Origin of the sequence: Asaia sp. W19 (assembly GCF_003994335.1) — a bacterium.
GTDB lineage: Bacteria > Pseudomonadota > Alphaproteobacteria > Acetobacterales > Acetobacteraceae > Asaia.
In genome coordinates, this window is sequence record NZ_PNQZ01000123.1 from 1 (window position 1) to 1,727 (window position 1,727).

2 protein-coding genes and 2 pseudogenes are annotated in these 1,727 nt (G+C 62.0%); all 4 read right to left on the minus strand.

What is annotated here, in order from left to right; translation table 11 throughout:
* Window positions 1-92 (minus strand): annotated as a pseudogene (locus C0V97_RS17155) (tRNA (guanosine(37)-N1)-methyltransferase TrmD); the annotation flags it as partial.
* On the minus strand, window positions 89-673 hold the full coding sequence (gene rimM / locus C0V97_RS17160; protein ID WP_127103579.1) for a ribosome maturation factor RimM: 585 nt from the start codon (window positions 671-673) through the stop codon (window positions 89-91). The pseudogene C0V97_RS17155 and the gene rimM, both read right to left, overlap by 4 nt.
* A gap of 31 nt (window positions 674-704) precedes the next feature.
* On the minus strand, window positions 705-1,040 hold the full coding sequence (gene rpsP / locus C0V97_RS17165) for a 30S ribosomal protein S16 (protein WP_127103580.1): 336 nt from the start codon (window positions 1,038-1,040) through the stop codon (window positions 705-707).
* A gap of 50 nt (window positions 1,041-1,090) precedes the next feature.
* A pseudogene (locus C0V97_RS17170) lies at window positions 1,091-1,727 on the minus strand (signal recognition particle protein); the annotation flags it as partial.

Genomic DNA, 1,727 nt, shown 5'->3' on the forward strand with positions numbered 1-1,727 from the left:
CCTYCCYCAGCCCCCCGCCCCGCCAGGGAGACCCCCAGTGGCCCCGGAAACATGTCCGGGAACAGGGTGAGAATATCCGCGCGCCAGGTCATGAGCGCACCGCCACATCGTCCTTGCCCGACAGATCACCCTCGACTTCCACCTCATGCGGCGGCTCAACGATGATCCGACCCTGATCAAACAGGATTTCCGGCACGCAGGCATGGGTGAAGGGCACGATCAGATCCTGCCCCTTGCCGCCCTGCTCTGCGGCCGTGATTTCCAGGCTGACACCCGCGCCATAATCATGGATGACCGCAACCGTGCCGAGAACCTTACCCTCGCGGGTTTCGGCGCGCAGCCCGATCAGATCGGCATGATAAAACTCGTCCTCATCCGTATCGGGCAGGCAGTCCCGACCGACATAGAGCTTGAGGTTTACGAGGCGCGAAGCTTCATCCCGGTCGGTGACGGGGCGGCCGGACGCATCAAACAGACGTGCAATGCCGTGACCCTGCCATTCCACCCGCCAGACTGTCCCGCGCTCGTCATGCAACGTCCCGATTTCCTCGACAGAGGCCGGATCATCGGTTGCCGCAAAGAGATGCACGAGCCCCTTCACGCCGTGGGGCCTGCCCACGGTCGCGACCAGAATATCTTTCGATACGTCGAATGGGGCGCTGCCGGTCGTCATGGAATGCTGAAGCCTATCCCTGGTCTATGGCTCAGGCTGCGGCCTTGGCGGCTGCACGCTCCTGGGCGCGCTTCTTCGGCGCGGACTGCTTGGGCTGCTCGTTGTAAACGGGCTTCTCCATCAGGCCGGCATTGCCAAGGAAGCGGGCAACGCGATCGGTCGCCTGCGCGCCGTTCGACAGCCAGTGCTTGATACGCTCGTCGTTCAGACGGATGCGGTCGGCATGGTCGGAAGGCAGCATCGGGTTGTACGCGCCAACCTTTTCGATGAAACGGCCGTCGCGGGGGCTGCGGCTGTCAGCAATCACGATGTGGTAGTACGGACGCTTCTTGGCACCAGCGCGCGAAAGGCGAATCTTGAGGCTCATTGATTAACTCCAAAGTGTCGAAAACGGTGTAAAAATCATGCCGGTTGGGGTTAGCGACGCGGGCCGCCAAAGCCACCGCCGGGCCGCCCGCCGGGAGCACCGCCCGACATGAGACCGGAAAGCATCTGCTTCATGCCACCGAGGCCCATCTTGCTGATGCGCTTCATGATGGTGGACATGTCGTCAAACTGCTTGAGCAACTTGTTGACCTCCTGAACCGTCGTGCCGGAACCGGCAGCGATACGCTTCTTGCGAGAGGCCTTGATGATCGAGGGCGTCTTGCGTTCGTCCTTGGTCATCGAGGAAATGATGGCCTGATGGCGCTTGAAGATCGAGGTATCGAGATCCTGATCGCCCAGCTTGTCCTTGAGCTTGCCCATGCCGGGCAGCATGCCGAGGATGCCGGAGATGGAGCCCATCTTGCCGATCTGACGCAGCTGCGAGGCATAATCGTCGAGATCGAACTTGCCCGCCATCATCTTCTTGGCGACGCGTTCGCTCTCTTCGTGATCGAGCGTCTCGCTGGCCTTCTCGACCAGCCCGGCAATATCGCCTAGGCCGAGAATACGACCGGCCACACGCTCGGGATAGAAATCGTCCAGCGCCTCGAGCTTTTCGCCCAGACCCACCAGCTTGATAGGGGCGCCGGTGATGGCACGCATCGAGAGCGCCGCACCACCGCGCGCA

What these genes read in the sequence shown, in the direction of transcription:
- rimM (WP_127103579.1), bottom strand. Translation starts at nt 673, where the DNA reads ATGACGACCGGCAGCGCCCCATTCGACGTATCGAAAGATATTCTGGTC.
- rpsP (WP_127103580.1), bottom strand. Translation starts at nt 1,040, where the DNA reads ATGAGCCTCAAGATTCGCCTTTCGCGCGCTGGTGCCAAGAAGCGTCCG.